The organism is Salinarimonas sp., assembly GCF_046292825.1.
Taxonomy (GTDB): domain Bacteria; phylum Pseudomonadota; class Alphaproteobacteria; order Rhizobiales; family Beijerinckiaceae; genus Salinarimonas.
Genome location: NZ_JBKBQG010000036.1, coordinates 19,005 through 42,551 on the forward strand (window position 1 = coordinate 19,005; position 23,547 = coordinate 42,551).

Annotated in this window: 28 protein-coding genes; 14 read left to right on the forward strand and 14 right to left on the reverse strand. The window is 71.4% G+C overall.

Annotation, left to right across the window (positions count from 1 at the left end):
• The first annotated feature begins 13 nt into the window (after nucleotides 1–13).
• A complete protein-coding gene (locus ACK4UM_RS15695; protein WP_409800852.1) occupies nucleotides 14–565 on the forward strand; it encodes a DUF4334 domain-containing protein in 552 nt (183 codons plus the stop codon).
• A gap of 15 nt (nucleotides 566–580) precedes the next feature.
• On the opposite strand, the gene cysK is transcribed toward ACK4UM_RS15695, so the two are convergent.
• From cysK to coaBC, 4 genes are all read right to left on the reverse strand, one after another.
• Nucleotides 581–1,555 carry a cysteine synthase A gene (cysK, locus tag ACK4UM_RS15700; RefSeq protein WP_409800854.1) on the reverse strand — a complete coding sequence of 325 codons (975 nt, stop codon included), beginning with the start codon at nucleotides 1,553–1,555 and terminating at the stop codon, nucleotides 581–583.
• Nucleotides 1,556–1,670: 115 nt separating this feature from the next.
• Nucleotides 1,671–2,129: an RrF2 family transcriptional regulator gene (locus ACK4UM_RS15705; protein WP_409800856.1), complete on the reverse strand. Its 459-nt coding sequence runs from the start codon at nucleotides 2,127–2,129 to the stop codon at nucleotides 1,671–1,673.
• Between the two features lie 27 nt (nucleotides 2,130–2,156).
• Entirely contained in the window at nucleotides 2,157–2,624 is a 468-nt protein-coding gene (gene dut, locus ACK4UM_RS15710; protein ID WP_409800858.1) for a dUTP diphosphatase, read from the reverse strand.
• Nucleotides 2,621–3,874 (reverse strand): bifunctional phosphopantothenoylcysteine decarboxylase/phosphopantothenate--cysteine ligase CoaBC, encoded by a 1,254-nt coding sequence (coaBC, locus tag ACK4UM_RS15715; protein WP_409800860.1) that lies wholly within the window; start codon nucleotides 3,872–3,874, stop codon nucleotides 2,621–2,623. The genes dut and coaBC overlap by 4 nt, the downstream gene beginning before the upstream one ends.
• 225 nt (nucleotides 3,875–4,099) lie before the next feature.
• On the opposite strand from coaBC, the gene ACK4UM_RS15720 reads away from it, so the two are divergent.
• From ACK4UM_RS15720 to ACK4UM_RS15735, 4 genes are all read left to right on the forward strand, one after another.
• The gene (locus tag ACK4UM_RS15720; protein WP_409800861.1) at nucleotides 4,100–4,606 is read left to right on the forward strand and encodes a L,D-transpeptidase; all 507 of its coding nucleotides are present in this window, start codon (nucleotides 4,100–4,102) and stop codon (nucleotides 4,604–4,606) included.
• A gap of 183 nt (nucleotides 4,607–4,789) precedes the next feature.
• On the forward strand, nucleotides 4,790–5,455 hold the full coding sequence (nthA, locus tag ACK4UM_RS15725) for a nitrile hydratase subunit alpha (protein WP_409800863.1): 666 nt from the start codon (nucleotides 4,790–4,792) through the stop codon (nucleotides 5,453–5,455).
• Nucleotides 5,452–6,114, forward strand: coding sequence for a nitrile hydratase subunit beta (nthB, locus tag ACK4UM_RS15730; RefSeq protein WP_409800865.1), 663 nt, complete (start codon nucleotides 5,452–5,454; stop codon nucleotides 6,112–6,114). The genes nthA and nthB overlap by 4 nt, the downstream gene beginning before the upstream one ends.
• Nucleotides 6,083–6,469: a nitrile hydratase accessory protein gene (locus ACK4UM_RS15735; protein ID WP_409800866.1), complete on the forward strand. Its 387-nt coding sequence runs from the start codon at nucleotides 6,083–6,085 to the stop codon at nucleotides 6,467–6,469. The genes nthB and ACK4UM_RS15735 overlap by 32 nt, the downstream gene beginning before the upstream one ends.
• Here ACK4UM_RS15735 and ACK4UM_RS15740 read toward each other — a convergent pair.
• From ACK4UM_RS15740 to ACK4UM_RS15750, 3 genes are all read right to left on the reverse strand, one after another.
• Nucleotides 6,459–7,481, reverse strand: a complete 1,023-nt coding sequence (locus ACK4UM_RS15740; RefSeq protein WP_409800868.1) for a zinc-binding dehydrogenase — start codon at nucleotides 7,479–7,481, stop codon at nucleotides 6,459–6,461. The genes ACK4UM_RS15735 and ACK4UM_RS15740 overlap by 11 nt on opposite strands.
• Nucleotides 7,482–7,993: 512 nt before the next feature.
• Entirely contained in the window at nucleotides 7,994–9,865 is a 1,872-nt protein-coding gene (gene ftsH / locus ACK4UM_RS15745) for an ATP-dependent zinc metalloprotease FtsH (protein WP_409800870.1), read from the reverse strand.
• A 126-nt stretch (nucleotides 9,866–9,991) separates the two neighbouring features.
• Complete coding sequence (locus ACK4UM_RS15750; protein ID WP_409800872.1) at nucleotides 9,992–10,267, reverse strand: hypothetical protein; 276 nt, start codon at nucleotides 10,265–10,267, stop codon at nucleotides 9,992–9,994.
• A 363-nt stretch (nucleotides 10,268–10,630) separates the two neighbouring features.
• Here ACK4UM_RS15750 and rpsU point away from each other — a divergent pair, with 363 nt between their 5' ends.
• Nucleotides 10,631–10,864, forward strand: a complete 234-nt coding sequence (gene rpsU, locus ACK4UM_RS15755; RefSeq protein ID WP_409800874.1) for a 30S ribosomal protein S21 — start codon at nucleotides 10,631–10,633, stop codon at nucleotides 10,862–10,864.
• 16 nt (nucleotides 10,865–10,880) lie between these two features.
• Here the strand turns inward: rpsU and ACK4UM_RS15760 are convergent, their stop codons facing one another.
• Both ACK4UM_RS15760 and ACK4UM_RS15765 read right to left on the reverse strand, forming a co-directional pair.
• Nucleotides 10,881–12,026 carry an aminotransferase gene (locus ACK4UM_RS15760; protein ID WP_409800903.1) on the reverse strand — a complete coding sequence of 382 codons (1,146 nt, stop codon included), beginning with the start codon at nucleotides 12,024–12,026 and terminating at the stop codon, nucleotides 10,881–10,883.
• Between the two features lie 75 nt (nucleotides 12,027–12,101).
• Complete coding sequence (locus ACK4UM_RS15765) at nucleotides 12,102–13,193, reverse strand: mechanosensitive ion channel family protein (RefSeq protein WP_409800876.1); 1,092 nt, start codon at nucleotides 13,191–13,193, stop codon at nucleotides 12,102–12,104.
• A gap of 219 nt (nucleotides 13,194–13,412) precedes the next feature.
• Between ACK4UM_RS15765 and ACK4UM_RS15770 the strand changes: the two genes are divergently transcribed.
• The 3 genes from ACK4UM_RS15770 to ACK4UM_RS15780 all read left to right on the forward strand — a co-directional run bounded on the left by ACK4UM_RS15770 (nucleotide 13,413) and on the right by ACK4UM_RS15780 (nucleotide 15,523).
• Entirely contained in the window at nucleotides 13,413–13,640 is a 228-nt protein-coding gene (locus ACK4UM_RS15770; RefSeq protein WP_409800878.1) for a hypothetical protein, read from the forward strand.
• An 87-nt stretch (nucleotides 13,641–13,727) separates the two neighbouring features.
• Nucleotides 13,728–14,936, forward strand: a complete 1,209-nt coding sequence (locus ACK4UM_RS15775; protein WP_409800879.1) for an amidohydrolase family protein — start codon at nucleotides 13,728–13,730, stop codon at nucleotides 14,934–14,936.
• A 2-nt stretch (nucleotides 14,937–14,938) separates the two neighbouring features.
• Nucleotides 14,939–15,523, forward strand: coding sequence for an amino acid synthesis family protein (locus ACK4UM_RS15780; RefSeq protein WP_409800881.1), 585 nt, complete (start codon nucleotides 14,939–14,941; stop codon nucleotides 15,521–15,523).
• 30 nt (nucleotides 15,524–15,553) lie between these two features.
• Here ACK4UM_RS15780 and ACK4UM_RS15785 read toward each other — a convergent pair whose 3' ends face one another.
• Nucleotides 15,554–16,066 carry a tyrosine phosphatase family protein gene (locus ACK4UM_RS15785; RefSeq protein ID WP_409800883.1) on the reverse strand — a complete coding sequence of 171 codons (513 nt, stop codon included), beginning with the start codon at nucleotides 16,064–16,066 and terminating at the stop codon, nucleotides 15,554–15,556.
• Between the two features lie 287 nt (nucleotides 16,067–16,353).
• Between ACK4UM_RS15785 and ACK4UM_RS15790 the strand changes: the two genes are divergently transcribed.
• Both ACK4UM_RS15790 and ACK4UM_RS15795 read left to right on the forward strand, forming a co-directional pair.
• Nucleotides 16,354–17,022, forward strand: coding sequence for an outer membrane protein (locus tag ACK4UM_RS15790; protein WP_409800885.1), 669 nt, complete (start codon nucleotides 16,354–16,356; stop codon nucleotides 17,020–17,022).
• A gap of 150 nt (nucleotides 17,023–17,172) precedes the next feature.
• Nucleotides 17,173–17,958, forward strand: a complete 786-nt coding sequence (locus ACK4UM_RS15795; RefSeq protein ID WP_409800886.1) for an SDR family NAD(P)-dependent oxidoreductase — start codon at nucleotides 17,173–17,175, stop codon at nucleotides 17,956–17,958.
• A gap of 54 nt (nucleotides 17,959–18,012) precedes the next feature.
• Here ACK4UM_RS15795 and ACK4UM_RS15800 read toward each other — a convergent pair whose 3' ends face one another.
• The 4 genes from ACK4UM_RS15800 to ACK4UM_RS15815 form a co-directional block, all read right to left on the reverse strand.
• On the reverse strand, nucleotides 18,013–19,104 hold the full coding sequence (locus ACK4UM_RS15800) for an ATP-dependent RecD-like DNA helicase (RefSeq protein WP_409800888.1): 1,092 nt from the start codon (nucleotides 19,102–19,104) through the stop codon (nucleotides 18,013–18,015).
• Between the two features lie 4 nt (nucleotides 19,105–19,108).
• The gene (locus ACK4UM_RS15805; RefSeq protein ID WP_409800890.1) at nucleotides 19,109–19,999 is read right to left on the reverse strand and encodes a DMT family transporter; all 891 of its coding nucleotides are present in this window, start codon (nucleotides 19,997–19,999) and stop codon (nucleotides 19,109–19,111) included.
• 122 nt (nucleotides 20,000–20,121) lie between these two features.
• Nucleotides 20,122–20,541 (reverse strand): hypothetical protein, encoded by a 420-nt coding sequence (locus ACK4UM_RS15810; RefSeq protein ID WP_409800891.1) that lies wholly within the window; start codon nucleotides 20,539–20,541, stop codon nucleotides 20,122–20,124.
• Nucleotides 20,511–20,936, reverse strand: coding sequence for a hypothetical protein (locus ACK4UM_RS15815; RefSeq protein WP_409800893.1), 426 nt, complete (start codon nucleotides 20,934–20,936; stop codon nucleotides 20,511–20,513). The genes ACK4UM_RS15810 and ACK4UM_RS15815 overlap by 31 nt, the downstream gene beginning before the upstream one ends.
• Nucleotides 20,937–21,052: 116 nt before the next feature.
• On the opposite strand from ACK4UM_RS15815, the gene ACK4UM_RS15820 reads away from it, so the two are divergent.
• The 3 genes from ACK4UM_RS15820 (at nucleotide 21,053) to ACK4UM_RS15830 (ending at nucleotide 23,372) form a co-directional block, all read left to right on the forward strand.
• Complete coding sequence (locus ACK4UM_RS15820) at nucleotides 21,053–21,775, forward strand: DUF429 domain-containing protein (RefSeq protein ID WP_409800895.1); 723 nt, start codon at nucleotides 21,053–21,055, stop codon at nucleotides 21,773–21,775.
• A 68-nt stretch (nucleotides 21,776–21,843) separates the two neighbouring features.
• Nucleotides 21,844–22,815, forward strand: a complete 972-nt coding sequence (locus tag ACK4UM_RS15825) for a threonine/serine dehydratase (RefSeq protein ID WP_409800897.1) — start codon at nucleotides 21,844–21,846, stop codon at nucleotides 22,813–22,815.
• Nucleotides 22,816–22,904: 89 nt separating this feature from the next.
• The gene (locus ACK4UM_RS15830; protein WP_409800899.1) at nucleotides 22,905–23,372 is read left to right on the forward strand and encodes a PAS domain-containing protein; all 468 of its coding nucleotides are present in this window, start codon (nucleotides 22,905–22,907) and stop codon (nucleotides 23,370–23,372) included.
• The last annotated feature ends 175 nt before the right edge of the window (nucleotides 23,373–23,547 follow it).

Below are 23,547 nucleotides of genomic sequence, written 5' to 3' on the forward strand. Positions count from 1 at the left end.
GGGAGAGACGAGGATGAGGCCGCAGGACAGCCACGCCGCCGGCCGTCGGCAGGAGCGCGCGCGCGCGGATCTCGCGTCGGCGCTCGCCGCCTTCGACGGCGCCGATCCGGTGCGACCGGAGGAGATCGTCGGGCGCTGGCGCGGCGGCGGACTGCCGACCGGCCATCCGCTCGACGGCATGCTCGAGCGGCTCGGCTGGTGGGGCAAGGCCTTCGCCGGCCCCGAGGACGCCGACCCGCTCCTGTTCTCGACGCTGCGCGGGCGCGTCGTGCCGCTCGATCCGGCGCTCGTGCCCCTGCGCCTCGTCGTCGCGGCGCCGCGCCTCGTCGGCTCGCGGCTCGGGCGCCTCGCCGTCGCCGCAGCCCCCCGATTCGCGGAAGCGCGCGGGCCGAAGGCGCGGCTGCGGGTGGTCGAGCATCGCGGCATCGTCTCGACCGCGATGATCTACGACGCGCTGCCGATCGTCGACCATTTCCGGGCGATCGCGCCCGGCCGGCTGATCGGGCTCATGGACATGCGCGACGACCCGCGCCCGTTCTTCTTCGTGCTCGAGCGGGCGGGATGAGCCGCGCGCCCCGCCTCACAGCCCCTCGAACAGCGCGCTCGAGATGTAGCGCTCGGCGAAGGAGCAGGCGAAGGTGACGATCGTCTTGCCGGCCATCTCGGGGCGCGCGGCGAGTTCCAGCGAGGCGGCGACGTTCGCCCCCGTCGAGATGCCGCCGGGAATGCCCTCGATGCGGGCGAGCGCCCGGGCGGTGTCGAAGGCGGTCTGATTGCCGACCGTCATCACCTCGTCGATCACGGAGCGATCGAGCACCTGCGGCACGAAGCCCGCGCCGATGCCCTGGATCTTGTGCGGCCCGGGCTGCCCGCCGGAGAGGACGGGGCTGTCCTCGGGCTCGACCGCGATCATGTGCAAGCCCGGCTTGCGCGCCTTGAGCACGCCGCCGCAGCCGGTGATCGTGCCGCCCGTGCCGACGCCGGAGACGATCGCGTCCACCGCGCCGCCCGTGTCGTTCCAGATCTCCTCGGCCGTGGTGCGGCGGTGGATCTCGGGATTGGCGGGGTTGGCGAATTGCTGAGGGATGATCGCGCCGGGGATCTCCTCGCGCAGCTCGTTCGCCCGCGCCACCGCCCCCTTCATGCCCAGCGGTCCGGGGGTGAGCTCGAGCTCGGCGCCGAGGAAGGCGAGCATCTTGCGCCGCTCGATCGACATCGTCTCGGGCATCACGAGGATCAGCCGATAGCCGCGCGCGGCCGCCACGAAGGCGAGCGCGATGCCGGTATTGCCCGAGGTCGGCTCGATCAGGGTCGCGCCGGGGCGCACGAGACCCTGCGCCTCCAGCGCCTCGATCATGGCGACGCCGATGCGGTCCTTCACGCTCGCAATCGGGTTGAAGAATTCGAGCTTGAGGAGGATGCGCGCCGCGACGCCGCGCTCCGCGCACAGACGATCGAGCGCGACGAGCGGCGTGTCGCCGATCGTCTCGGTGATCGACCCGTAGATCTTGCCGCGACCGCTGGTGCGGGGCAGCTCGGCTGGCGTATCGGCCATGTGGGGGGTCCTCCGGTGGCTGCTTCGGATAGTCTCCTAACGCATTCCACGCGAAAAGTCGCCCGACCGAACGGTCGCCCGGCAGAAATCGCGAAATCGTGGGATCGCGCGAGGCTCAGATCGCGAAATCGTAGGTGCCGGCCGGCCCGTCGTCCTCGCTGACGCCTTGCTCCTCGGCCCTTCGGCAGAGGTCGTCGATCGTGATCGCGTCGAGCTCGCCCAGGAAGGCCTCCCCGGCCGAGCGCACGACCGGGCCGATCACGACGTCGACGAGCTGCGATTCCGGCAGCGGCGGCAGCCCGTCCTCGCCGGTGACGCTCATCGCCGCGCGCACGACGTCGCCCGCGGTGATCCGTCGGCGCTCGCGGGCGAGCTCGTAGCCGCCGCGCGGGCCGCGCACGCCCTTGAGGATGCCGAAGCGCACGAGCGCCTGCAGCACGGTCTCGAGATGGCGCGGCGGAAGATTGTGGCGATGCGCCAGCACCTTGGCGGCGACCGGCGACGGGCGCGCGTGCAGCGCGATGTCCACCACCGCGGCGATGGCGAGGAGAGAACGGCGTGACAGAAGTATCATCGTGATCGATAGCCCCCGAAAACAGCCTCAAACACCCGTCGAGCCGAAACCGCCCCCCGCCCGCTCGGTCTCGTCGAGCACGGCGACCGCCTCCAGCCGTACCCGCGTCACCGGAGCGACGACGAGCTGCGCGATCCGCATGCCTCGCTCGATCCGGAACGGGTCCCGGCCGAGATTGACGAGGCAGACCATCACCTCGCCCCTGTAATCGGCGTCCACGGTGCCGGGGGAATTGAGCACCGTGATGCCGTGCCGCGCGGCGAGGCCGGACCGGGGCCGCACCTGCCCCTCGAAACCCGAGGGCAATTGCAGCACGAGGCCCGTCGGGACGAGCGCGCGCTCGAACGGATCGAGCGTGACGTACGTATTATGCCCGATGGCCGCGCTCAGGTCGAGCCCCGCCGCGCCTGCACTCTGCAATTCCGGCAGCGGCAGGTCCTCGGCGTGGGGCAGGCGCTTCACCCTGACGATCAGCGTCTCGTCGCGCGCGCTCATGCCCCGCCCTCCCCCACCGTCCCCCGCCGCGCCGCGAGGAGCTGCGCGAGGCGCGCGACGAGACGCCGCGCCACCTCCTCCTTCGGGAGCAGCGGCCAGTCCTCGACGCCCTCCGCCGAGACGAGGTGGACCGCGTTGCGCGCGCCGCCCATGACGCCGCCGCCCGCCTCCGAGACGTCGTTGGCGACGACGAGGTCGCAGCCCTTCGCGGCGAGCTTGGCGCGGGCGTTCTCGATGACCGCATCGGTCTCCGCGGCGAAGCCGACCACGAGGGTCGGGCGATCTTCCGTCCGCGCGGCGAGGCTCGCGAGGATGTCGGGGTTGAGCGCGAGCGCGAGCGGCGGCGGGGGCGCGCCGGGCACCTTCTTGATCTTGCGCGTCGGCGCCTGCGCCGCCCGCCAATCGGCGACGGCCGCCGTCATCACCGCGATGTCGGCGGGCAGGGCGGCCTCGACGGCGGCGAGCATCTCGCGCGCGCTCTCCACGCGGACGACGGAAACGCCGGGCGGATCCGGGATCGTCACGGGCCCGGAGACCAGCGTCACCCGCGCCCCGGCCTGCGCGGCGGCCTGCGCGATGGCGTGGCCCTGGCGGCCCGAGGAGCGGTTGGCGATGTAGCGCACGGGGTCGATCGGCTCGTGGGTCGGCCCGGAGGTGACGAGGACGTGGCGCCCGGCGAGCGGTCCCGCCTCGGCGCGCGCGGCGAGGAGCCGCTCGAGCGCGTCGGCGATCTCGACGGGCTCCGCGAGCCGGCCCGGCCCCCATTCGGCCTCGGCCATCGCGCCCTCGTTCGGCCCCACCACCGCAACGCCGTCGCCGACGAGCGTCGCGAGATTGCGCCGCGTCGCCGGGTGCTGCCACATCGCGACGTTCATCGCCGGCGCGATCAGGATCGGCGCGCGCGTGGCGAGCAGCACGGTCGTCGCGAGGTCGTCCGCCTGGCCCGTCGCCATCCGCGCCATGAGATTGGCGGTCGCGGGCGCGACGACGATCGCGTCCGCCATGCGCGCGAGCTTGATGTGGCCGATATCGGCCTCGTCGTCGCGGTCGAAGAGATCCGTATAGGCCTTCGCCCCCGACAGAGCCGCCGCCGCGAGCGGCGTGACGAAATGCTGCGCGCCCGCCGTCAGCACGCAGGTCACGCCCGCGCCGCGCTCGCGCAGCCGCCGGATCAGGTCGAGCGCCTTGTAGGCGGCGATGCCGCCGCCGACGACGAGGAGGATCTTGGCGCCGTCGAGAGGCGAGGGCATGGGGACGAACGGGCTCCGGGCGATCGGGTCGCCCGACCCTAGCACCCTCCTGCGCCCCTGGAAAACGAGCCCGACGCCGAAATCCCGCGGATTCGACGGATGTCGTTACCGGCCCGCTCACCCTGCCCGCGGATTGAGGCTTCGTTCACCCTGTCCGGCGACGCGATTGCGAGGAGCGTGGGCGCAGATCGTCGGGACCGATCCCGGAAAGAACGAGAGCGGACGATGCGGCCTCTTCCCCTCCTCGCCCCCATCCTCGCGGCGCTCCTCGCCGCCGCCCCCGCGAGCGCGCGCGAGCGCGTGCCCTTCGCCCTCGACGTGCCGCGCGGCGCGATCGTGGTGAGCGCCTCCGAGCGCGCGCTCTATCTCGATCTCGGCGACGGCACGGCCATCCGCTACCGCGTCGCCGTGCCGCGCGCCGACAAGATGTGGACCGGCTGGCGGCGGATCGACGGGCTCCACCGCGCGCCTGCCTGGACGCCGCCCGAGATCGTGCGCCGCGACAACCCGCATCTGCCCGATCTCATCCCCGGCGGGCACCCGTCGAACCCGATGGGCGCGGCCGCGCTCACCCTCGACGACGGCATCAACGCCATCCACGGCACCACCCGCACCATGCGCGCCTCGATCGGCCGTGCCGCGAGCTACGGCTGCATCCGCATGACGGACGAGGACGTGCTGGACCTGAAGAGCCGCGTGCGGGTCGGCACGCCGGTTCTGATGATGCGGTGAGGCGCCGTCATTGCGCGGCGCGATAGCCGCGCCCGGCGACGGGGAGGAAAACACGAGGAGTGGCGGATCCGCGACCGGTATGCAATTCTCACTTGATTCGGCGCGGGCAATGAAGATTTGTGCGTGACCCGTCTTCCGGTCGCCGCGCGCCGAGGCTAATCTCCCCCGCAGGGAGGCGCGCGCATGCACGACGACCACGATCATCACGGCGATCATCATCACGACCATCACGATCACGAGGGCCACAGCCACCTTTCGCCGATGGCGGCGCGGGTGAAGGCGCTCGAATCGCTCCTCGTCGAGAAGGGCTATGTCGATCCGGCGGCGCTCGATGCGCTGATCGACACCTACGAGACCAAGGTCGGCCCCCGCAACGGCGCCCGCGTCGTCGCCAAGGCCTGGAGCGATCCCGCTTACCGCGCGCGCCTGGAGCGCGACGCCACCGCCGCCATCGCCGAGCTCGGCTTCACCGGTCGGCAGGGCGAGCACATGATCGCGGTCTTCCAGAGCGAGACCGAGCATCATCTCGTCGTCTGCACGCTGTGCTCCTGCTATCCCTGGACGGTGCTCGGCCTGCCGCCGACCTGGTACAAGACCCCCGCCTACCGCTCGCGCGCCGTGATCGACCCGCGCGGCGTGCTCGCGGAGCTCGGCCTCGCGCTGCCGGCGGACATTTCGGTGCGGGTGTGGGATTCGACCGCGGAGACGCGCTATCTGGTCGTGCCCATGCGCCCGCCCGGGACCGAGGGCTGGAGCGAGGAGGCGCTCGCCGATCTCGTCACCCGCGATTCGATGATCGGCGTGGGCGCGGTTCGCGATCCCTCGACGATCGGGGAGGCGCCGGCATGAACGGGCCCCAGGATCTCGGCGGCATGCACGGCTTCGGGCCGGTCGTGCGCGAGGAGAACGAGCCGCCCTTCCATGCGCCCTGGGAGCGGCGCGCCTTCGCACTGACCCTGGCGATGGGCGCGACGGGGGCCTGGAACCTCGACATGACGCGCCACGCCCGCGAATCGCTGCCGCCGGCGACCTATCTCGCCGCGTCCTATTTCGAGATCTGGACGCGCGGTCTCGAGCGCCTGCTCGTCGATCGCGGGCTGGCGACGGCCGACGAGATCGCCGCCGGGCGCGCGCTCGCCCCGCCCGCCCCGCTGCCGCGGGGACCGCTCGCGGCGGAGAAGGTCGCGGCGAGCCTCGCGCGCGGGGCGCCGACGGACCGCGCAGCCGCCGAGGAGCCGCGCTTCGCGATCGGCGATCGCGTGCGCACGAAGGTGATGAACCCGACGGGGCACACCCGCCTGCCGCGCTACGCCCGCGGCAAGGTCGGCACGGTCGCCCTCCACCACGGCGCCCACGTCTTCCCCGACGCCCACGCCCATGGCGCGGGGGAGGCGCCGCGCCATCTCTACACGATCGTCTTCGAAGGCCCCGAACTCTGGGGCGCGGAGGCCGATCCGACGATCCGGGTGAGCATCGATGCCTGGGACAGCTATCTCGACCCCGCCTGAGGGCGCTCCCGACCTCGCGGAGACGGTCTTCTCCGAGCCTTGGCAGGCGGAGGCCTTCGCGCTCGCGGTGAGCCTCTCCGAGAGCGGGCTGTTCGCCTGGAGCGAATGGGCGCCGCGGCTCGGGGCGGCGCTGAAGGAGATGGAGGGCACGCAGGGCGTCTGCGCCGAGGAGGCCTATTGGCGCGCCTGGGTCCGCGCGCTCGAGAGCCTCCTCGCCGACCGGGCCGGGTTGTCGGACGAGGCGATCGCCGCCCGGGCCGCCGCCTGGCAGCGCGCCGCGCAGGCGACGCCGCACGGCTCGCCGATCCTGATCGAGAACGATCCGCTTCGGGGAGCGGGCACGCTCACAGAGTGACGACGACCTTCCCGAACACGCGCCGTCCCTCGAGCCGCTCGAGGCCTTCGGCGAAGCGCTCCATCGGGAAGACCGAATCGATCACCGGGCTCATGCCGCCGGCCATCTTCTCGAGCGACTGGCGGATATTGGCCATCGAGCAGCCGAAGGAGCCGAAGATCCGGTATTGCTGCTGGAAGAGCTGCATGAGGTTCATGGTCGTCGAGACGCCCGAGGTCGAGCCGCAGGTCACGAGCCGGCCGCCGCGCTTGAGGCACAGGAGCGATCCGTTCCAGGTGTCGGCGCCGACATGCTCGAAGACGACGTCGACGCCCTTGCGCTTCGTCAGCCGCCGCACCTCGCCCTCGAAGCGCTCGGTGCGGTAATTGATCACGTGGTCGGCGCCGAGCGCGCGCGCCTTCTCGCCCTTCTCGTCGTCGCCCACCGTCGTGTAGACCGTGCAGCCGATGGCCTTGGCCATCTTGATCGCCGCGGTGCCGATCCCCGATCCGCCGGCATGGACGAGGATCGATTCGCCGGGCTCGAGCTTGGCGTTGTCGAAGAGCATGTGCTGGACGGTGCCGAAGCCGATCGCCGCGCAGGCCGCGTCCTCGAAGGAGACGCTCGCAGGCGCCTTCACGACGAGACGGGCGGGGCGCACGATCAGCTCGCGGGCGAAGCCGTCGACGTGAAAGCCGAGGATGCCGGCGACGTTCTCGCACAGATTGTCGCGGCCCTCGCGGCAGGCGCGGCACTCGCCGCAGGTCTCCGCCCCGTAGGGCACGACCACGTCGCCGATCGCGAAGCCCTCGACGCCCGCGCCGATCGCCTCGATCTCGCCGGAGCACTCGACGCCCGCCACCTGCGGCAGCTTGCGCTTGGCAAACGCCATGCCGCGAAAGCCCCAGACGTCGAGGAAGTTGAGCGCCACCGCGCGCACGCGGATGCGCACCTCGCCCGGACCCGGCATTTCGGGATCGGGCAGGGTCTCGAGCCGCAGGTCGCGGTCGCCGTGAAGCCTGAGGGCGCGCATGGGAGATGTCTCGCGGTCTCGTCCGTCGTCGCGGACGGCTTAAGGGCGGCGGCGGCGAATGACAAGCGTGGAGGGAGCCCGGAGGGGATGACGTTCCCCCACCCCTTCCCACCGGAGTTCCTGGAGATCTCGCGGTTTGCGAAGCGCGAAGGCACCTCGGCTGTCGTGCATGCGTTCGACGAAGCCGGTGCGACCGCTCTCCTTCCCCTCAGGGGAAGGTGGCTCCGACCCCGAACAGGGGTCGGAGACGGATGGGGTCATTCGACCCGAAGGGTCGAAGGGGCGTTGGGCTTCTCCTTACGTAAGGAGCGCGACGACGACGCCCCTTCGCAGCTTCGCTGCGAATGACCCCATCCGACCCGTCGGCTTCGCCGCCGGGCCACCTTCCCCTGAGGGGAAGGAAAAGCCCGACATCGAGGCGGATCGCATGCAGAAGCGACGAGGCGTGCACTCGGTCGGCTCGGAGGTGAGGGTCGCCGCAGCCTCGCTGCGCTTGCGGCGAACCCGAGGGGTCAGGTCGGCTTCGTGACCGGGATGCCCGAGCGGGAGGCCGGGACGGTCGCGGGAGAGGGCGTCGCCTCGGCCCGCTTGGGCGGACGGCCGGCGAGCAGCTCGCGGATCTCCTCGCCCGAAAGCGTCTCGTACTCGATCAGCGCGTTCGCCATCAGCTCGAGCTGATCGCGCTTCTCGGTGAGGATGCGCCGCGCCTCCGACAGGCCGGTCTCGACGAAGCGGCGGACCTCCGCGTCGATCTTGCGGGCCGTCGCCTCAGAGACCTGCTGCTGGCGGCCGACCTGCATGCCGAGGAAGACCTCGTCCTGGTTGTCGCCGTAGGAGACCGCGCCGAGCTCGTCGGAGAAGCCCCAGCGCGTGACCATCATCTTGGCGAGCCGCGTCGCCTGGTCGATGTCGGACTGGGCGCCGGAGGTGACCTTCTCGCGCCCGAAGATCATCTCCTCGGCCACGCGGCCGCCCATCATGATGGCGAGACGCGAGGTCATCTGCTCGAAGCTCATCGAGAGCTTGTCGCGCTCGGGCAGCTGCATGACCATGCCGAGCGCGCGCCCGCGCGGGATGATGGTCGCCTTGTGAACGGGGTCGGTCGCGGGGACGTTGATCGCGACGATGGCGTGACCCGCCTCGTGATAGGCGGTCAGCCGCTTCTCGTCGTCGGTCATGACGAGGGTGCGGCGCTCGGCGCCCATCATCACCTTGTCCTTCGCGTCCTCGAATTCCTGCATGGTGACGACGCGCTTGCCGCGCCGGGCGGCGAGCAGCGCCGCCTCGTTGACGAGGTTCATCAGATCCGCGCCGGAAAAGCCCGGCGTGCCGCGCGCCACCGTCTTGATGTCGACGTCCGGCGCGAGCGGGACCTTGCGGCAATGGACGCCGAGGATCTTCTCGCGGCCCGTCACGTCCGGATTGGGCACCACGATCTGGCGGTCGAAGCGACCCGGGCGCAGGAGCGCGGGGTCGAGCACGTCCGGGCGGTTCGTCGCCGCGATGATGATGATGCCCTCGTTCGCCTCGAAGCCGTCCATCTCGACGAGAAGCTGGTTGAGGGTCTGCTCGCGCTCGTCGTTGCCGCCGCCGAGGCCCGCGCCGCGATGACGGCCGACCGCGTCGATCTCGTCGATGAAGATGATGCAGGGCGCGTTCTTCTTGGCCTGCTCGAACATGTCGCGCACGCGGCTCGCGCCGACGCCGACGAACATCTCGACGAAGTCCGATCCCGAAATCGTGAAGAACGGCACCCCGGCTTCGCCCGCGACCGCGCGCGCGGTGAGCGTCTTGCCGGTCCCCGGAGGGCCGACGAGGAGAACGCCGCGGGGGATGCGCCCGCCGAGACGCTGGAATTTCTGCGGATCGCGCAGGAACTCGACGATCTCCTGGAGATCCTCCTTGGCCTCGTCGATGCCCGCCACGTCCTCGAAGGTGACGCGGCCATGGGCCTCGGTGAGCAGCTTCGCCTTCGACTTGCCGATCGAGGTGAGCCCTCCGGGCGCGCCGCCGCCGGCGCGCATGCGCCGCATCAGGAAGACGAAGAGCGCCACCAGGAGCAGGATCGGCAGGAGCGCGCCGAACAGCGAACCGCCGTCGCGCGGGGGCGGCGCGGCGGTGATCTGGACCCCGTTCTCGCGCAGGAGCGGCACGATCTCCGCGTTCTCCGGCATGAAGGTGTCGAGGCGCTGACCGGCGAGCGTCGTGCCCTCGATCACCTGGCCGCGGATGCGCGCGGAGGCGAGTTCGCCCCGCTCCACCGCTCCGACGAAGTCGCTGTAGGGCACCTCCCGCGCCTGCGCGGGCTGCGCCGCGAGGAGGAGCCCCGCCGCGACGAGGAACGCCGCGACGAGCGCGTGAACGGAGAGCTTGCGCGTGGCCATTCTCATTCCTGATATGTCCGTTGCTCGCGGGGGACCCGAGCCGTTGCGAGTTTAATCCCGAAAACGTGTGCGGGGCGACCCGCGTTCCCAGACGATGTAGGGGCGAGAGCGTCGCAGGACCACCCCTCAGCGCGGCGTGCGACGAGATCGCATCATTCCGACGCCGATCCAGATCGCGGCGATGATCACGATCGCGACGAGGAACCACCAGATCTGGAAGCCGGGCGCCGTCTGCGGAGCGGGCGGGGCGACGCCGGGCTGGTCGGGCGTGAGCGTCTGCGCGACGCCGACGGCGACCCCGACCATCAGGGTCGTGAAGGCGACGAGCGCCTGGGCCATGCGCGTGTGGACGGCGCTCGCGTGCGGGAGGCGGGGCACGAGCCGGTGCATGGATCGATGCATGGGACGTCTCCTCTCTGCTCTTGGTCTCGGTCGGGACTCAACGCGGCGTCGGAGCGAACCGATCCGCGTGCCATCGGCGCGCGACGAGGGCCCGCAAAAACCGTCAGGGTTGAATCCTGCGTCCGAACGGCCCATAAAGGAGGGGTCACGCGAGCTCTTTCGCTCGGATCGTCACACCGCGTCGGCTCCGCGCACGTCCCGCGCGAGGCCGCGACGATCCGTTCGCCACCCCGCCCGCAGGGCGCCTTCGGCGCTTCGCATCGCGCGCTTGGCGCGGGGTACCTTCGGCTCGCCGGCTCCGTTCACGAGACGGGTGTGCCGCTCGCCGCGGCGCGCGTGTCGCATGCTGGAAAGGACTATTCGTTGCAAGTCGTCGTTCGCGAAAACAATGTCGATCAGGCCCTGCGCGTCCTCAAGAAGAAGATGCAGCGCGAGGGCGTCTTCCGCGAGATGAAGAAGCGTCGGGCCTACGAGAAGCCCTCCGAGAAGCGCGCCCGCGAGCGCGGCGAGGCCATCCGTCGGGCCCGCAAGGTCGCCCGCAAGCAGGCGCAGCGCGAAGGCCTCCTGCCCGCCCGCGGCAAGACCGCCCGGCGCTGAGGCGATTACCGGGGGCTCACGCCCCCGCCATCCGCGCGAGCGCCGTGTCGAGCGTCTCGTCGCGCTTGGCGAAGCAGAAGCGCACCACCGAGCGCACCTCCCCGCCGGGATAGAAGGCCGAGACCGGGATCGCCGCGACGCCGTGCTCGCTCACGAGCCTTCGGCAGAAGGCGACGTCGTCCTCGCCCGTCCCGGCGATGTCGATGTTGAGGAAATAGGTGCCCTGCGCCGGCAGGACGCGGTGGCCGAGCGCGGCGAGGCCGGCCGCGAGCCGGTCGCGCGAGCGGGCGAGATCCGCGCGCAGTCCCTCGAAGAACGCGTCCTCCTTGGAGAGCCCGTAGGCCACGGCCGCCTGCAGATTGGGCGGGGTCGTGAAGGTGAGGAACTGGTGCGCCTTGGCGAGCGTGCCGAGGAGCTCCGGCGCCGCGCAGACGAAGCCCACCTTCCAGCCGGTCAGGTTGAAGATCTTGCCCGCCGAGCCGATCTTCACGGTGCGCGCGCGCATGCCCTCCTCCGCGATCAGCGATTCGTGGCGCAGCCCGTCGAAGACGATGTGCTCCCAGACCTCGTCGCAGATCGCGATCGCGTCGTGCGCCACGCAGAACCGCGCGAGGAGCGCGCGATCCTCGCGCGAGAACACGGTCGCCGTCGGGTTGAGCGGATCGTTGAACAGGACGGCCTTGGTCCTGTCCGAGAACGCCGCGGCGAGCGCCGCCTCGTCGAGCGCGAAACGGGGCGGCTCGAGCGTCACGACGCGCGGCACGCCGCCGGCGCGGCGCACGAGCGGCAGATAGGCGTCGTACATCGGCGCGAACAGCACCACCTCGTCGCCCGGCTCGATCAGAGCGAGGAGCGCGCCCGCGAGCGCCTCGGTGGCGCCCGAGGTCACCATCACCTCCCGCTCGGGATCGAGGTCGAGCCCCTGCCAATGCCGGTAATGCGCCGCGATCGCCTGGCGCAGCTCCGGCAGGCCGAGCATCGGCGGGTACTGGTTCCAGCCCTCGACCACCGCCCGCGCCGCGCGCTCGCGCACGTCGAGCGGGCCCGGATCGTCCGGAAAGCCCTGGCCGAGATTGACCGCCCCGGTCTCCCGGGCGCGCCGCGACATCTCCTCGAAGATCGTGGTGCCGAGGCCGGCATAGACGGAATTGACGGGCTTCATCGGCGGCACCGTGCATGATCGCGCGAAGGACGGGCGCCTGTAGCACGGGCGGGCGGGGCGGTGAAGGGCGCGGGTTCACCCCTCGCGCGCGATCCCCGCGCCCGACATCTGCGCGCGCGTGCGCGGCACGTCCTCCCTCGAGATCTCCGCCCTCGTGCGAGGCAGCGCCTGCGGGTGCTCGGCGTTGAGGTAGGCGACGATCTTCTCGCGGACCTCGCAACGCAGGTTGAAGGCGGCCCCGGCATTGCGGGCGCTCACCAGCATGCGCAGCTCCATCGTGCGCTCGGTGAAATCGGTCACCTGCAGCCCGACCACGTTGCCGTCCCAGTGCTCGGAGGCGGCGGCGATCTCGGCGAGCTTTGCGCGCAGCGCCGCGACGGGGGCGGTGTAGTCGACATGGAGGATGACGCTGCCGATCAGGGAGGCGCTCTCGCGCGTCCAGTTCTGGAACGGGTTCTCCATGAACCAGCTCAGCGGCAGCACCATGCGGCGCAGGTCCCACAGCCGCACCACGACGTAGGTGGCCGTGATCTCCTCGATCTGCCCCCATTCGCCCTCGACGATCACCGCGTCGTCGAGGCGGATCGGCTGGGTGACGGCGAGCTGGATGCCGCCGACGAGGTTCTTGAGGAGCGGCTGCAGCGCGAGGCCGAGCACGATGCCCGCGACGCCCGCCGAGGCGAGGAGGCTCACCCCGTATTGCCGCACGCCCTCGAAGGTCATCAGCGCGGCCGCGGTGCCGAGCACCACGACGAGGATCTGCGCCGTGCGCTCGAGGATGCGCGACTGCGTCACGTGCTTGCGGGCGAGCAGGTTGTCCTCGGTGTCGAGCTTGAAGCGGCGCAGGTGCAGCGTGGTGAAGACGTGCACCGCGACGATCGCGAGCCAGGTCGCGAGCACGATCACGGCGACGACGAAGACGTGGCCGAGGAGCGCCGCCTGGACGCGGGTGAGCGGGGCGAGGCCGAGCGCGATCACGAGCGCGGAGAGATAGGCGGCGAGCCGCGTCGGGCGCCGGCTGCGCGTGACGATCGCGCGCCAGAACAGATCCTCGCCCTTCGCGAGCCGCGCCAGCGCCCGATAGGCGAGCGCATGCGCCGCGTGCGCGAGGCCGAGCGCCAGCGCGAACGTCACGATCGAGATCAGCCATTGCGTCAGCTCGGCCATGAAGGCGCGTTCTCCTGCCGATGGTGGACCATGCGAGGCAACGACGCTTCGCGACCCCACGTTCCAGCGGAGGCCGCGCGCTTTCCCTTACGGAATTGCCCTGATTACAAAAGTGAAGGCGCCGGCGTCGCGTTTGCGCTCTATTGCGACGATTCAATCGATTGGACGGGCGCGGGCGGGCCGGCGGGGCCGCGTCCCGATGGCGACAGCGGGGCTGCCATGTCGGAATTCGAATTCGAGGCGGTGGAGACGGCGTCGGCCTTGGCGGCGCAGGAGCGGCAGCGGGCGGCGCGCGCGGCCGTCGGTCTCGCCGTGACCGCCCTCGAGAGCGCGCGTGCGCTGATCGTCGATCCGCACGAGCGCGCGCTCGTCGACGAGAGCCTCGCCCTCCTCTCGCGGCTCGAGCCGCTCCCGCCGAACCCCGTCCGCCGCCCGCCCAGGCAATGAGCCGTTCGCCGGCCGCGGCGGCTTGCGCGCCGCCGCGCCCCCGCGCATGATCGTTGGCGTACGTACGATCTCGCGGAGGAGGCGGCGATGGCGGCCGAGGTGGCGACGGGCCCGATGACGGGCAAGCTCGTGGTGCGCGGCATCGGGCTCCTCCTGTCGGGCGACCTCGCCCGGCCGATCCTCGACGCCGACGCGATCGTCGCGATCGACGGACGCATCGCGCAGATCGGGCGGCTCGCCGATCTCGACGCCGACGATGCGGACCTCGTGATCGACGCCAAGGGCTCGGCCGTGTGCCCGGGTCTGATCGATTCCCATTGCCACCCCGTCTTCGGCGACTGGACGCCGCGCCAGAACCAGCTCGGCTGGATCGAGATGGGGGTCAACGGGGGCGTCACCACCCTCGTCTCGGCCGGCGAGGTGCATCTGCCGGGCCGGCCCAAGGACGCGGTGGGCGTCGTCGCGCTCGCGATCACGGCGCAACGGTGCTTTCGCAACTTTCGCCCCGCGGGCGCGCGGGTGATCGCGGGCGCGCCGGTGCCCGAGCTCGATTTCGGCCGCGAGGTCTACGAGAAGCTCGCGGAGGCGGGCATCCGCCACATCGGCGAGATCGGGCTCGGCACCGTGGCGAAGGGGGCGGATGCCGCCCGGGTGACGGGCTGGTGCCGCGAGCTCGGGCTCGAGAGCATCATGCACACGGGCGGCCCCTCGATCGCGGGCTCGCATTTCGTGGCGCGCGAGGACGTGCTCGCGGCGCAGCCCGACGTGGTGAGCCACATCAATGGCGGGCCGACCTCGATCGCGCACGAGGACGTGCGCGCCCTTTGCGCGCAGGCGCGCGGGGCGATCGAGATCGTCCACAACGGCAACGAGCGCTCGGCGCTCGTCTGTCTCGAGGCGATGCGCGCGGAGGGCCGGCTCGCGGATCTCCTGATCGGCACGGACGCGCCGGCGGGGTCCGGCGTGCAGCCGAACGGCATGCTGCGCATGATCACCCTCGTCGCGAGCCTCGGCGGGCTGCCGACGGAGGAAGCCGTCTGCCTCGCGACGGGCAACGTCGCGCGAAAGCGCCGGCTCGACGACGTCGGCCTGATCGAGCCGGGGCGCAGCGCCGATCTCGTCTTCCTCGACCGGCCGCAGCATTCGTCGGGTCGCGACCTCCTCGAGGCGACGTCGTTGGGCGACATTCCGGGCATCGGGATGGTGGTGATCGAGGGTCATGTCCGCGCCGGGCGCTCGCGCTCGACGCCGCCCGCGCACGGCGCGCCCCTCGTCGTCGCGCGCGAGGGGAGGTGAGCATGGCCGCGCAGATCCGCAAGATCGTCGTCCTCGTCGAGGAGACGCATCGCGAGATGGGCCGCGCGATCGCGCCGGCGACCCGCAAGGCGGCGGCGCTCGCCGTCATCGCCAATCCCTTCGCCGGGCGCTTCGTCGAGGATCTCGAGCCGTTGATCGCGATCGGCGAGGAATTGGGCGACCTCCTCGGCCGCCGCGCGGTCGCGGCGCTCGGGATCGCGCCCGCGATGGTGGAGAGCTACGGCAAGGCGGCGATGGTCGGCGAGGGGGGCGAGCTCGAGCACGCGGCGGCGATCCTCCACCCGCGCATGGGCAAGCCCCTGCGAGCCGCGGTGGAGAAGGGCGCGGCGCTCGTTCCCTCCGCCAAGAAGGCGGGCGGGCCGGGCCAGCCGCTCGACGTGCCCCTCGGCCACAAGGACGCGGCCTATGTCCGCTCCCATTTCGACGCGATGGAGGTGCGCCTCGCCGATGCCCCGCGCGCGGGCGAGATCCTCGTCGCCATCGCCGTGACGGATTCCGGCCGCCCGCTCCCGCGCATCGGCGGCCTCACGGTCGCGGAGATCGAGGGCAAGGACGGGCTGCGCTGACCCGCGTCGATCCGCGGCGCGACGGCGGGTTCAGCCGAGGGAGAGCGTGAAGGGCGCGCCCTCGAAGGCGTCGGCGCCGCGGCCGATGGCGTCGATCGCCGCGACCATGCGCCCGTTGCGCCCCAGGATCTCGTCGGCGACGGCGACGATGCGGCGGTTTGGCGTCGCCATCGGCGAGGCGGCGCGCAGGCGTGCCGCGAGCGCGGCCTCGTCGGCCTCAGGCGCGAGCGCGCAGGCCGCCACGAAGGCGCTCGCCGTCGAGCGACTGATGCCCGCCCAGCAATGGATCACCATCGGCGCCTCCCGCTCCCAGGCGTGCACGAAGGCGAGGAGGCGCTCGACATGCTCGCGGGCGGGCAGCACGTGGCCGTCCATCGGCTCGACGATGTCGCTCATGTACAGCGTCAGATGCCGGTCCTCGAGGATCGCGACCGGGCGCGCGACGGGCGTGCCGACGCTGACGAGGGTGACGACGTGCGAGGCGCCCGTGGCGGCGACGGTCTCTTCCAGGCGCGACAGCGAGCAGACGTGGAGCGTGGGCATCCCCCTTTGTTGCCGACGCCCGCGGCGCCTGTCAACGCGTGCCGGCCAGCCGCCGGCAGGGGCGAATTAACGATCTTTTAAGTATAAGATCCGTTTTTCGGCGCTTTCGCGGCCTGCCGACTTTTTGCCACGAAGTAGCCTCGCTGTCGCCGAGACGTAAGCATTTGTTCAACATGAGTTGCACAAATGCAACGAACCCCGTTCATCGACGCGAAACCATCCACTACACTCTTCCCCGACGGTCGAGCCTGCGCTATCTCGCCGCCATCCCAGACACGAGGTCCGTTATGAGCCGTTTCCTCCTCTCCTCCGTCGCGATCGTGGCGATGACCGCGACGGCCTTCGCCGCCGACCTTCCGTCCCGCACCGCCCCGGCCTCCCCGGTCTTCGCGCCCACCCTCCCCGCCTTCACCTGGACCGGCTTCTATGTCGGCGCGAATGCGGGCTACAGCTGGGGCAAGTTCACCGGCACGGGCGGCAACCTGTTCCGCGACGCGGACGGGTTCGTCGGCGGCGCTCAGCTCGGCTACAACGTCCAGCTCGACCAGTTCGTGGTCGGCCTCGAGACCGACATCCAGGGCGTCGACTTCCGCGCGCGGCCGACGGTCGCCGGTGCGGGCGTCGTGGGGGCGAACGCCCGCGCGCAGGTCGACTATTTCGGCACGGTGCGCGCCCGCTTCGGCTTCGCGCTCGACCGCGCCCTCGTCTACGGCACCGGCGGCTACGCCTATGGCCGCGCCAAGGTGGCGGTGCCGGGCGTGGGCTCGGATTCGAACATCCATCACGGCTGGGCGCTCGGCGCGGGCGTCGAGTACGCCTTCACCGACAACCTGACGACCCGCGTCGAGTATCTCTACACCGACCTGCAGAACAAGACCTTCCGCCTTCCGGGCGTGACCACCCGGGCCGGCGCCGAGTTCTCGACCGTTCGCGCGGGCGTGAACTTCAAGTTCTGATCGCGCGGCTCGATCCGCTCGACAACGCGAGGCCCGGGGGCATCCCTCCCGGGCCTCGTCGCGTCCGGGCGGAGGGCCGGGCTTTCCTCCCCCTTGCCGCCATGCGGCCGCCTCGCGTAATCCTCCACGCCTGACAGGAGGAATACGCCCATGGACTTTGCCAAACTCTCCGCCGCGATCGTGACCGGCGGCGCATCCGGCCTCGGCGAGGCGACGGCGCGGCTTCTCGCCTCGCGCGGCGTGAAGGTCGCCTTGTTCGACCGCGACGCGCAGCGCGGCGAGGCGCTGGCGGCGGAACTCGGCTGCGTCTTCTGCGCGGTCGACGTCACCGACGAGGCCTCCGTCGACGCCGGGCTCGCCCGCGCGCGGGAGGCGAACGGCATCGAGCGGCTCCTCGTCAATTGCGCGGGCATCGCGCCGGGCAAGCGCACGGTCTCGAAGAAGCGCGACACCGGCGAGCTCGTCGCCCACGACCTCGCCACCTTCGCCAAGGTCGTGCAGGTGAACCTCGTCGGCACCTTCCACATGATCGCCAAATCCGCCGCCGCCATGGCCGCGCTCGAGCCGGTGACGCCGGACGGCGGGCGGGGCGTCGTGGTGTGCACGGCCTCCGTCGCCGCGACGGACGGCCAGATCGGCCAGGCCGCCTACGCCGCCTCGAAGGGCGGGGTGATGGGGCTGACGCTTCCCGTCGCGCGCGACCTGTCGGGCTACGGCATCCGCGTCGTGACGATCCTGCCGGGCCTGTTCGAGACGCCGATGTTCGCCTCGGTGCCGGAGGAGTTCCGCAAGGCGCTGGAAGCCGGCGTGCCCTTCCCCTCGCGCCTCGGTCGGCCGGACGAATACGCCAAGCTCGTCGCCGCGATCGTCGACAACGACATGCTCAACGGCGAGACGATCCGCCTCGACGGGGCGCTGCGCATGCAGCCGAAATGAGGCTCTCGCTCGCGCCGCTCCGGGAGCCGGCGACGGCTCCCGGTCGGCGCGGCGTCAGCGCACCACCACGATCCGCTCGGCCGCGCGGGTGAGGCCCGTGTAGAGCCAGCGGTCGCGGTGCTCGCGGAAGGCGTAGCTCTCGTCGAACAGCACCACCGCGTCCCATTGCGAGCCTTGCGCCTTGTGGACGGTGAGCGCGTAGCCGTAGGTGAATTCGTCCGCCTCGCGCCGCAGCGCATAGGGCAGCGCCTCCTCGGTTCCCTCGAAGAAGGCGGTCGGCACCTCGACCTTGGCCTTGAGGCGCTGGTTCTCCTCGGAGGCGACGCGCATCACCACGCGCTCGCGGCCGGGCCAGTGCTTGGCCTCCTCGATCGTCCAGAGACCGCCGTTGAGGAGGCCCTTGGTCTTGTCGTTGCGCAGGCAGACGAGCTTCTCGCCCGCCGCCGGATAGGGATCGCGAAATCCCTTCAGCTCGCGGATGCGGTTGTTGTAGAGCCGCCGCGTCTTGTTGAGGCCGACCAGCACCTGGTCGGCGCTCATGACGGTCTGCGGATCGATCTCCGCCCTGCGGATCACCCGGCTCTCGCCGTAGGTCCCGTAATCGAGCCGGCCGCCCTCGCGGATCTGCATGGAGAGCCGCACGATCGGGTTGTCCGCCGCCTGGCGATGGACCTCGGTGAGCATGACGTCGGGCTCGGCCTCGGTGAAGAAGCCCCCACCCTTCACCGGCGGCAGCTGGGCGGGGTCGCCGAGCACGAGCACGGGCTTGCCGAAGGAGAGGAGGTCGCGGCCGAGTTCCTCGTCGACCATCGAGCATTCGTCGATCACGATGAGATCGGCCTTGGCCGCAGGCCCGTTCTTGTTGAGCGTGAAGGAGGGCCCCTCCTCGTCGCCCTCGCGCGATCGGTAGATCATCGCGTGGATGGTGGAGGCGTCCGGGCAGCCCTTGGCGCGCAGGACGGACGCCGCCTTGCCGGTGAAGGCGCCGAAGGAGACGTCTCCGTCGACGTCTTCCGCGATCTGTCGGGCGAGCGTCGTCTTGCCGGTGCCGGCGAAGCCGAACAGGCGGAAGACCTGCGGGCTCCCCTCCTTCAGCCAGGCGCGCACGGACATGAGCGCCGCGTCCTGTTGGGCGGACCATTCCATGCCCTCAGCCCTCCTTCGCCGCGCCCGCGCGGATCGCCGCCCGCTCCGCGCGCAGATTGATCAGGATGCCCGCCACCACGATGCCCGCGCCGAGGAACACGAAGGGGTCGAGCGGCTCGGCATAGAGCGCGAGGCCGACGAAGGCGATGAGCGGGATGCGCAGGAAATCGAGCGGCACCACCATGATCGCGTCCCCGTTCCGATAGGCGTTGGTGAGGCACCAATGCGCGGTGAAGCCGCCGATCCCGATGGCGAGGAGCGGCAGGACGGGCGCCTCGGCGAGCCGCGCGAGCACGTCCGCCTGCGCGCCCAGAAGGTTCATCGGCAGCTGCATCGCGTTCATGTACACCAGGATGGCGAAGGTCGTCTCCGTGCGCGTGAGGCTCTTCGTCGCGATCGCGGTGAGCGCGAAGGCGAGCGCGGAGAACAGCACGATCGCGACGGGCCAGCCGAGCTCTCCGGTGCCCGGCCGCACGATCACGAGGATGCCGACGAAGCCGAGCAGGATCGCGAGCCCGCGGGTGCGCGTCATCCGCTCGCCGAGCAGGAGCACGGCGAAGAGCGCGGTGAGCGCGGGCGCCGTGAACTCGACGGCGAAGACGACCGCGAGCGGCAGGAGCGTCACGCCGACCGCCCAGGCATATTGCCCGGCGAAATGGACGAGGTTGCGCTGCGCGTGGCGGCCGAGGCGCGCGGTGCGCAGCTCGCCGATACGCCCCGGCCGCGCGACGACCATCCCGGCGAGCAGCACGAGCCCGACCGCGTTGCGGAAGGCCAGCATCTCGAACACGTTCAGCACGCCCGCGAGCTCGCGGATCGCGACCGCGATGGCCGAGAAGGAGATCAGCGCGCCGGCCATCCAGAGCACGACGGCCGTGAGGTTGCGACCCGTCATGGCCCCGAACCGAACGTTTCGTGAACGTCGTTCTTAGACGGGATCGCGCCCGAGGGGAAGGGCGAAATGAGCGGGGGAGGGTTTGGGAGAACCCCGCTCCCGGACGGGAGGGGGTTGGGGGGTCATGCCGCGCGGCGCGCAGCCTGGCGCGCGCGCTTGACGAAGATGCGCCCACGCCTTTCGGCTCGCGACGGGTCCGGCGTCGGAGCGCAGCGATAGACATGCGCATCGGCCGTCGCGCTCGGCTCGGCGAAGGCGCGAAGTCGCTCGTAGCTGCGCTCCCACGACGCGACGAACTGGACGTCGTCCACCGTCAGCGCGTCGCCGAAGGCACCGGCGTCGAACAGGTCGAGGAGACCGGAATAGAGCTTGGTACGCCCGATCGTGTCGACGGCGAGCGTCGCGATCAGAAGACGCCACTCCTCGAGATCCGGATCGTAGAGCCAAGCGACGAGCTCCGGAGCGAGGCCGAGCGTGTCGAGCTTGTCGGCGAGCTGTTCTCCCGCGACGATCATCTGCCGTGATAGATCGTTCTGAGCCATGGCATCACACCCGTTCGTGCGTCACTGACGGCATTGTGGAGATCGAGCGCCTCGCGCGCGCCCACTTTAGCATAACGCGCATTGCTGACCCATGTGACGACCGCACGCCAATGAGCGCTGAATGCGTGCGAGCGCCGCATCGTCTGCGCGAGCTCCTCCTCCAGCCCCCCGTGCCGAGCGAGCCGGCCGAGATGGTGCGTCGGACGAAGTGCCTCGTAATCCGGCCGCCGAAGGCCGGCACGCTTCGTTCGGATCGCCCAAAGCGCGTGCTCGACGGCGAGGCCCGAGAGGAAATAGAGGTTCACGTGATCGCGATTGGCGCGCCGCAACGCAATCGCGGAGCGCAAGGTCTCCTCGGCCCTCCCGAAGCACCAATCCAAGTCGAATTCCGACATAGATGCAATTTATGGCGCGTGGCGCGCTCTTGCAACGGCTCCGTAAGGCGACGGATTCACTCTCCCGTCCACGGGAGTGGAGCGTAGGATAGCGCGGGCTTGGAGGGACGACACGCATGCTCGTCGCGGGGGCGGACGGATGCCGGGGGCGGTGGGTGGTGGCGGTCGCGCCGTTGCGCGCGCTCGAGGAGACGCGGATCGCGATCGTCTCCGATCTCGCCGCGCTTCTCGACGGCCCCGAGGCGCCGGACGTTCTCGCGATCGACATGCCGATCGGCCTCCCCGAGACGATCGCGGGGCCGGGACGCGTGGCGGAGCAGGCGGTGCGTCCGCTGCTCGGGGCGCGGCAATCGAGCGTGTTCTCGATGCCCGCCCGCGCCGCGGTGGAGGCGCCCGATTACGCGAGCGCCTGCGCCGCAGCGCTCGCCGCGTCCGATCCCCCGCGCAAGGTCTCGCGCCAGGGCTTCATGCTCTTCCCGAAGGTGCGCGAGATCGACGCGATCCTGCGGGCGCGCCCCGCCCTCGTCGCGCGCGTGTTCGAGGTCCATCCCGAGGTCGCCTTCCGGCGCATGAGCGGAGCGGCTCTGTCCGAGCCGAAGAAGGTGCGCGGCAGGCCCCATCCGCCCGGCCTCGCCCTGCGCCGCGCGCTCCTCGTCGCGGAGGGGCTGCCCGAGGCGGTCGTCTCGCGGCCGCCTCCGCGCGGTGCGGGGGAAGACGACGTCGTCGACGCGCTCGCCTGCCTCGCCACCGCCGCGCGGCTCGCGCGCGGGCAGGCGCGCCCCTATCCCGATCCGCCGGGGCGCGACGCGTTCGGCCTTCCCATCGCCATCTGGGCGTGAGCACCATGGCGCGGGCGCCGACGGAGCGCTAGAAGTGTGCCTTCATTCGACGTCCGGGAGGAGCCCCGATGAGCGACAGCGGCAAGCCGCCCCTCCCAGTCACCCCCGACGACGTGCGCGCGGCGTTCGCGCGCATCGCGCCGCACGTGCGCCGCACGCCGGCCTGGTCGCTGCCGCGCGGTTTCGGCCACGACGGCGAGGTCAGCCTCAAGCTCGAGCTGTTCCAGCACGCGGGCTCGTTCAAGGCGCGGGGCGCCTTCAACACGCTCCTGTCGGAGGCGGTGCCCGAGGCGGGCGTCGCGGCGGCGTCGGGCGGCAATCACGGCGCGGCGGTGGCCTACGCGGCGATGCGGCTCGGGCACGCGGCGCGCATCTTCGTCCCGGAGATCGCCTCGCCCGCAAAGGTCGATGCGATCCGTCGCTTCGGCGCGCAGATCGTGATCGGCGGCCCGCGCTATGCGGACGCGCTGCTCGCCTGCTCGATTCACATCGCGGCCTCGGGCGCGCTCTCGGTCCACGCCTACGATGCCGAGGCGACGATCGCGGGGCAGGGCACCGTCGCGCTCGAATGGGAGGAGGATGCGGGCCCGCTCGACACGGTGCTCGTCGCGGTCGGCGGCGGCGGGCTGATCGCCGGCATGGCGACGTGGCTTTCGGGGCGCACGAAGGTGGTCGGCGTCGAGCCCGCCGGCTCCTGCGCGCTGCACGCGGCGCTCGAGGCCGGGCGACCGGTCGACGTCGAGGTCCACTCGATCGCCGCCGACAGCCTCGGCGCACGCAGCGCCGGGCGGCTCGTCCACGAGATCGCGGCGGCCTGCGTCGACCAGGTCGTCCTCGTCGGCGACGATGCCATCGTCGCCGCGCAGCGCACGCTCTGGCGCGACTTCCGGATCGCGACCGAAGCCGGCGGCGCGGCCGCGCTCGCCGCGCTCCTGTCGGGCGCCTACCGGCCGCGGCCGGGGGAGCGGGTGGGCGTGCTCCTGTGCGGCGGCAACGTCGATCTCGGCATCCTCGCGGAGCTCACCGAGGCGAAGTCTTAATTCTCGTTAACGAACGCCGCGGAGCCACGGGGCTCGGGGGTAAGATTTCGGTAACGCGTCATTCAATCGGTTCATGTTTAATCCATGTTATGAACATCGCCGATCTCCAGGCCCTCGTCGCCGACAGCCCGACCACCGCGCTCCTCCTCACGGAGCCCGACCACGCGCGCCCCGGCCCGATCATCGTCCACGCCAACGCGGCCTTCGAGGCCCTGTCGGGCTATCGGGCGGAGGAGGCGATCGGGCGCTCGCCGCGCTTCCTGCAGGGGCCTGAGACGAACCGCCTCGCCACGATGGCGATCACCCGCGCGCTGCGCCGCCGCGAGCCGATCGCCGAATGCCTCGCGAATTATCATCGCGGCGGTGCGGTGTATCTGTGCGCCCTCGAGATCCACCCGATCTACGGCGCGAGCGGGCGCCTCGACTATTTCGCCGCCTTCGAGCGGGCTGTGGTGCGCCGCCGCGGCCGCCCCCGCGCCGGCTTCGCCGGCCGCTACGTCCCCGTCGATCCGCTAGCCCGCCTGCCGAGCGAGGCGAGCCGCCTGTTCGCAGCGTAAATCCGCGCCCATCCCTCCCCGTAGGGGAGGGTGGACTTTCGAGCGGAGCGAGAAAGGCCGGGTGGGGCACGGGTGGTGATTGCGCTTCGACCCTCGGGCCCCACCCGACCCCTGTCGCTGCGCTCCAGGGGCCACCCTCCCCTACGGGGAGGGATGCTCGCGCCCCTCCCTCCCC